Source organism: Frankia sp. CeCAU1 (assembly GCF_977971845.1).
The window spans coordinates 1-5,668 of the sequence record NZ_CDWWXA010000113.1 but is presented as its reverse complement, the minus strand read 5'-3'; the positions used below and the strand labels follow the sequence as shown (position 1 = coordinate 5,668).

9 protein-coding genes are annotated in these 5,668 nt (G+C 67.0%); all 9 read right to left on the bottom strand.

The window, feature by feature from the left end; all coding sequences use genetic code 11:
* Nucleotides 1–24: 24 nt before the first annotated feature.
* The 9 genes from AC08OO_RS17670 to AC08OO_RS17630 all read right to left on the bottom strand — a co-directional run bounded on the left by AC08OO_RS17670 (nucleotide 25) and on the right by AC08OO_RS17630 (nucleotide 5,133).
* On the bottom strand, nucleotides 25–1,173 hold the full coding sequence (locus tag AC08OO_RS17670; protein WP_476618777.1) for a hypothetical protein: 1,149 nt from the start codon (nucleotides 1,171–1,173) through the stop codon (nucleotides 25–27).
* 9 nt (nucleotides 1,174–1,182) lie between these two features.
* A complete protein-coding gene (locus tag AC08OO_RS17665) occupies nucleotides 1,183–1,410 on the bottom strand; it encodes a hypothetical protein (protein WP_476618776.1) in 228 nt (75 codons plus the stop codon).
* A 7-nt stretch (nucleotides 1,411–1,417) separates the two neighbouring features.
* Nucleotides 1,418–1,972, bottom strand: coding sequence for a transglycosylase SLT domain-containing protein (locus tag AC08OO_RS17660; RefSeq protein WP_476618775.1), 555 nt, complete (start codon nucleotides 1,970–1,972; stop codon nucleotides 1,418–1,420).
* The gene (locus AC08OO_RS17655) at nucleotides 1,969–2,433 is read right to left on the bottom strand and encodes a hypothetical protein (RefSeq protein WP_476618774.1); all 465 of its coding nucleotides are present in this window, start codon (nucleotides 2,431–2,433) and stop codon (nucleotides 1,969–1,971) included. The genes AC08OO_RS17660 and AC08OO_RS17655 overlap by 4 nt, the downstream gene beginning before the upstream one ends.
* 1 nt (nucleotide 2,434) lies before the next feature.
* The gene (locus AC08OO_RS17650) at nucleotides 2,435–2,629 is read right to left on the bottom strand and encodes a hypothetical protein (protein WP_476618773.1); all 195 of its coding nucleotides are present in this window, start codon (nucleotides 2,627–2,629) and stop codon (nucleotides 2,435–2,437) included.
* Nucleotides 2,630–2,643: 14 nt separating this feature from the next.
* A complete protein-coding gene (locus AC08OO_RS17645) occupies nucleotides 2,644–2,997 on the bottom strand; it encodes a hypothetical protein (protein WP_476618772.1) in 354 nt (117 codons plus the stop codon).
* A gap of 72 nt (nucleotides 2,998–3,069) precedes the next feature.
* A complete protein-coding gene (locus tag AC08OO_RS17640; protein WP_476618771.1) occupies nucleotides 3,070–3,879 on the bottom strand; it encodes a hypothetical protein in 810 nt (269 codons plus the stop codon).
* Between the two features lie 35 nt (nucleotides 3,880–3,914).
* On the bottom strand, nucleotides 3,915–4,331 hold the full coding sequence (locus tag AC08OO_RS17635) for a hypothetical protein (protein WP_476618770.1): 417 nt from the start codon (nucleotides 4,329–4,331) through the stop codon (nucleotides 3,915–3,917).
* 241 nt (nucleotides 4,332–4,572) lie between these two features.
* Nucleotides 4,573–5,133 (bottom strand): hypothetical protein, encoded by a 561-nt coding sequence (locus tag AC08OO_RS17630; RefSeq protein WP_476618769.1) that lies wholly within the window; start codon nucleotides 5,131–5,133, stop codon nucleotides 4,573–4,575.
* Nucleotides 5,134–5,668 lie beyond the last annotated feature (535 nt).

The window sequence follows — 5,668 nt, the reverse complement described above, 5'->3', positions numbered from 1 at the left end:
GCGCTCACCCCGCCAGCCTCCCTGTCATCCGGCGCCCACGATATCCAGCAGCGGTGTCATGACCGCCGTCGCGGCGGGGGTCAGCACCGCGGTGGCGGCGGCGGCGGACCCCGCGGGGTCGGCCACCATGCCGGCGAACAGGGCGGCCATGGGGATCAGGAACTCCAGGCTGGATGATTCCCGCATCTGCGTCCCCAGGTTTTCCACGTCGTCGCCGCCGTTGGCGTAGAACTGCTGCCACTGTGCTTCGGTGGCGTTCAGCCGGCCCGCCACGTCCGCCTCCACCTGCTGCAGGGTGGACGGCGGCCCGCCGCCGAGGAACAGGCCGATCAGGTCGGCCGCGAGCCCGCCGGCGAGCTTGTCCACACCAAGCCGGTCGATAACCTGGGTTAGCAGCACCTTCCCGGCGAGCCGCGCGATCGGGTCGTCCACCTCCAGCAGGTCCAGCAGGATCTGCACCAGCTGGCTGATCAGGTCTTTCACTGCCGGGTTGTCGGTGCCCAGGTCGGTGATGATCTTGACCAGGGTGCTGTTCTGGTCGCTGCGCACCGAGTTGTAGCCGGCCGCGGCGGCTTTGTTCACCGTGGGAATAATCGCGTTCACTATTTTGGTGAGCGCGGCCAGCTGCTGCACGGTCCATTGCCGCAGCGCGGCGACGGCCTTCTTACGGGCGGCAACCTCGTCCGCTATGAGCTTCTGCGTCTGCCCGATCAGGTAGTCAATGAAGTTGACCAGAAAAGTGCGCAGGTTGGAGATGGCCGTTTCGCGGTGCTTTATCTCCAGGTCGATGTTGTGCTGCAGAACGAGCGCGACCCTGGTGATAACAGACTCCAGGTATCTGCGGACGGCCGCCACTTCGGCGCGCCGCCACGCCCACTCGCGGTGCACCCGCCATGCCGCATACGTTTCGGCGTCGATAACCGCCCGGCCCAGGCGGACGAACTCGATGTGGTTCATCCGCTCCCGTGCCGACTTGGCGAACGACCCCACATAGTAAGAGAAATTCGCTATGTCATAGGTGAGCAGCACGTAGGTTTCGTAGGCGAAACGGACAATGCCGTGCAGTGTCCCGTCCACCCAGCTAAACCAGGCGATGCTTTTATACTCATAATGGTAGAAGGTGCGGACGGGGGCGGTGATGATGTTCAGGAACGAGCGCAGCCAGCCGGGCATGACGGCGCCTCACCCGCTCAGCTGATGTACGGCCATCACAGAGTTGACCTCGTTCTGGATTGCTTCCTGAACATACTGCGTGTTCCCGTACAGTACATCCGGGATGAACACCTGCCCCTGATAGCCGGTGTCATTGATGGTGAACTGGACTATCTTCCCGGTCACCTGGTTGCCGTTGGCGTCAAACTGGGTTTCCGGTGCCTGGCTGGTGACCTGCCACGTGTACGTACTGGCCATAATGTCCTCACAGGTGGGGTATCGATGTCGGGCCTTTCCAGTGATCGGTGCGGCTGTAGGCAACCCAGTTCGTGTTGTTCACGATCGCATTCGCCTGCAGGTGGTTTGCCCAGGAGACTTTCTCCGCCAGGTCCCGTTCGCTCGCGGTGGTGCCCGGCAGTCCCGGCCCGCCCCCGCCCGCGGTCTGCTTGCCGCCGTGATCATAGAACTCGTTCCATGCCGGGCTGCCCCGCTGCGGGAACGACAGGTTCAGCCGGTGCGCAGCCGATGACGGCGGGTTGTAGCACGTGTCCCACGCGCCCACATTCCTGCCGTCGCCGCTGATCTTAACGGCCCCCTGCGCGTTGTAGGCGGGCTGGTAGAGGTAGCTGACGGGCCAGCCGAACGTCCCCGCCCAGAAGGGCATGATCTGCCACAGGCCGATCGCGCCGGCCGGTGACACGGCGCCGGACTGGCCGGATGACTCCGCGAGCGCTATCGCGGCCATCATCGGGGCCGCGCTGGCGGACCCGCCGCCGAACCTCCACATGGCCTGCAGCTGGGACCAGTCGAGCACGCTCACGTCTGCACCTGCACCCCGGCCTGCAGCGTGCTGGCGTCCGGTGGCGGGCTGGACAGGTCCGCGTTCGTGGCGGTCACCGGCGTGCCGGTGGTGCCGGTGGTGGCGGGCACGTCGGCGCCGGGGGCGACAGTGAGGAAGTCCAGGTACACGGTGTGGTCGAACGAGTCAGTGTTGTACCCGGTGACCTGCCAGGATCCGGAGTCCTGGTAGCCGGCGATGTCCCACTGGGCGGACTCGTCATCGGCCACGATGTAGTTCGCCTCGCCGAGCGGGATGACCCCGGCGCTGTCGGAGGTGACCTGGAATCCCATGTAGCCGGACGGCCCGGGTGGCACCCGCCACCGGATGGCCACCACCGACGCCTGATCGAAGGACACGTCGGTGGTGACGGGCGCGTTCTGGGCGGTGCCGGCGGGAATGAGCACCGCGTACGACAGGATCTGGGTGGCCGGGACGGTCATGTCAGTTCTTTACGTGCGCATACAGGAAATGGTAGGCCAGCCAGGCCAGCACCGCGATACGCAGACCGTAGGAAATATGCACAACCAGGAAATGCGTGTCGCTGGCTTTTTCCCCGCCGAAATGAATCCACAGCGGGTCCCCGATAATAAGCATGGCGAACCATACCGCCCAGAACACGGTGGCAGCTGTCATCATGGGCCGGGCGCCTTTCACGACAGCGGGATCACGTGGATAGTGCCCACCCAGGCGGCGCCGGAGTCGTTCACCGTGATACCGGTTTCGAACAGGACCCCGGAACCGCCGAACGCGAAATTGTCGTCGGCGCCCGCCCCGGCGTGGGCGCGGGCCACCTGGATGCCGTTCGCGCTGTCCCCGTCGTAGATGACGAGGTTGTTGGTGGCCCCGGACTGGTTGGACAGGGACCAGCTGACGACGGCGCATTTGCCGCTGTAGATCTCGTACGTGCCGGCCTGGCCGGTGACACGCACCGGCTTGGCGGGTGGTGGCACAACCCCGGCCAGGCCGGCTGTGCGGCCCCCGTAGGCGATGCTGGGAGTGGTCATGGCGCCTCCATGGCGGGACGGTGACCGCTGCCCCGCGGCCAGGTCTGCCAGCTGGCCGCGGGGCGGCGGGGCCTACGGGGTGACCGTCTGGGTGAGCTCGGCCAGGATCAGGTACACCGACGCGGCCTGCGCGGCCACAGCCGCGTGGTTGGCGGCGCTGACGTAGATGGCGAACCGGTCGTTGGCGTTGAACACGGGAATGTGCGGCGTGTTGTGCTTCTCGGACATGGTGACGAAGTACTCGCTGATCGCGAGCGTCGAGACCGGCCCGGGGCCGCAGATGCGCAGGTTCCCGGTGAACGCGCCTTTCACCCCGACGATGTCCACCGCCGGGTCCACCTCGTAGCCGAGGACGGCGTAGTCCGAGCCGGCGTGCAGCTGGTTCTCCGTCGCGGTGATCAGCGTGTCCGTCCACGCGCCCACGGCGATCGCGCCCAGGTCCACCTCGACGGTCTTGTAGTACTTGATCAGCCCGGAGATGTCACCCCACATGTGCAGCCGCGCGCTGGCGCCCTGCAGGTTGGAGTAGTAGTTCACCAGGCCCATGGTGATGGTCCCGGCGGCGGCGATCCCGCCGTAGGCGGCGAGGGTGTCACCGGGGTACAGCTGCACGCCCGCCTCGCGGGGCAGGGCGAACTGGGCGGGCACCTCGCCGGGGGCGAGGGTGAGGCCGGTGTTGGGGTCGTGCAGCCGCGGGCTGGTGATGCGGAGTTTCTGCCCGCCACCGGCGGAGTAGATGACCGACTCGAGCTGCGCGGAGTCGGTCGAGTTGAAGTTGCGCACCGTGAGGGAGTCCCCGGTGGCGGTGCCCAGTGCGGTGGGGAACGCGGACGCGGCCCCCTGGGTGCTGTAGGCCAGCACTGTGTCGATAGCAAGGCCCATGATCGTCCTTCCTTAGCTGTGGTGTCCTGGCGGGCCTAGTGCTTGACGAACTTGTTCATGCCGCGCTGGAACGCGGCCGACCGGGCGATGTTCTGCTCGAGGTCGCCGCGCGCGGGCAGGCTGTTGCGGACCTGCTCGATGTAGGGGAACAGCTGCGTGAACACGGTCTGCATCTTCGGCTGGGCGGCGGTCGCCCCGGAGGCGAGCCGGGGCGCGCCCTTGTTCACCGCGGCGGTCTGCCAGTCACCCAGGCTGACCGCTGCGACGTTGGCCTTGAACTTGTTCACGTTGGACTGGACGCCTGCGAGGTAGCGGTCGCTGGCGTTGGCGGCGGCCTGGCCGGGGGCCTGGGTGACGGCCTGCACCCCGGTGGTGTAGGCGGTGCCGGCGGCGCCGAGATTCTGTGCCCACTTGGTCGCGGCGGTTGTCGGGTCGGGCATGGCCTTTGCCATGGCTTACTCCGTTCTTTTGCGGGGGCGGCCCCGCGGGCCGCGGCTTTCTAGCCAGTGATCATACGCAGGCCCGCGTTTTTCTGCCATCTGCCGGGCGGCCCCACTGGCGGTCAGCAGCGCGCAGTCGATGCATACCCGCTCCTGCCATCTGTCCAGGCGCCGGACGGTCGGCGTGCCGCACCAGCCGCAATTGAAACTTACCTGACGGCGTGCCATCTGATTTGAGGGGGGCACCCCCGCTCTAGGCGGGACGCCGGCGGGGTCCCGTGCCGCCATGAGCCAGCATTTCCGTGGTGATAACGGAAAGGTCAACCTCGGTGCCAGCGAATGGCACGTTGCCCCGGTACTGGCAGCCGTCAACGTGCTTATACGGCGGGATTTCCGGCACACCCGTCCAGTCCGCGAGGATAACCCCGCCTTCCACCGGGTTGTGCTGGAGGGCCGCCAGGGACTCATACACCCGGCACGTGTACCCGGCGTCCCAGATGACCCCGGCGAACGTGTCCAGCCACGGCCCGTCGATCTCGGACTCCTGATCGACGATGACGGCGCGCCGGTTAGGCTCACCGGGCGCCCAGCCGAGGCTTTTCATCGCCGCGGCGCACGACTTCGCATGCTCCCCAGGGTCGTCTTCCCCGTACCCGGTCCAGATGGGGAACTGCACCAGGTGGCCGAAACGGTCCCATTCGTCAAGGGACCACACGTGCGGGGTGTTCCCGCCGATATAGCCGGCGGCAGCCTGCGCCCCCGGGTAGCCGGTTGCGGGCGGGTTGCTGGCGTCGAACATCAGGTGAAGGCCCATCGCGTTTAACCTCCCATTCGGTCCCCCGTGCGGTGATGTCCCCCAGCTGGCCGCCGCGGCCCCCCGGCGCGGTGTTTCCCCGGGGGCGCGCCGGCCGGCCAGGCACGGGGGGACCTGGCCGGCCGGTGGGAGGCGCATGAACGCGCCTCCCATTGTAGCGGCCGGGGTGTTATGGTGGCCTGGCATGCGCACCCGGCGCGCCGCCCCGGGAGGGTGCTCGCCGGGAACGTCCCGTGTGGCGGCCCAGGTCAGTGCCGGGTGCGTTTTCCCGCGATTCCGCCTGCCGCATGAGGGCGGTATCGCGAAGACCCGCCGGGAATGGCTCAGGGGTCTGTTCCCGGCGGGTATTTCTATGTGCGGCGGGCGGAGACGCACGTCTGTTGTGCGCCCGTTGCGCACTACGGGATCTTGCCATTCCGGCTGTTTTCCTAGTGGGATATGGGAAAGAAATTGGGTGTCATTGTTTTGGCATTGCGTGTAATGGCATGGGCTGCGGGGTAGTTAGCGGCGCTAACTGTCTCCTGACTGGGTGCAC